Annotated in this window: 1 pseudogene; it reads left to right on the forward strand. The window is 66.2% G+C overall.

The window, feature by feature from the left end:
- Nucleotides 1-367, forward strand: a pseudogene (locus tag LD028_RS13075) (cell division protein FtsA); the annotation flags it as partial.

Genomic DNA, 367 nt, shown 5'->3' on the forward strand with positions numbered 1-367 from the left:
TGCTTTGGATATTGGAACCCGCAGCGTGGTCGGGCTGATCGTGGAGCCGGTGGGCGATCGGTTCCGCATCGTCGACTGCGCCATCCGCGAGCATGACGAACGCTCCATGCTGGACGGACAGATTCACGACGTCGTCGCCGTCTCCAAAGTCATTCGGCAGGTCAAGGAGCAGTTGGAAGAAACGCACGGCCCGCTGAAACGGGTGGCCGTGGCGGCGGCCGGCCGTTCGCTGCGGACGCGGCGGGTGCGGATGGAGATGCCGATTGCCCGGCACGCCGCCATCTCCCGCGACGACGTGCTGACCCTGGAGTTTTCCGCCGTGCAGGAAGCCCAGGCCCAACTGGCCCAGGAGCTGAACGAACGGGAC

Origin of the sequence: Anoxybacillus sp. LAT27 (genome assembly GCF_022030075.1) — a bacterium.
Classification (GTDB): domain Bacteria; phylum Bacillota; class Bacilli; order Bacillales; family Anoxybacillaceae; genus Anoxybacillus; species Anoxybacillus kestanbolensis.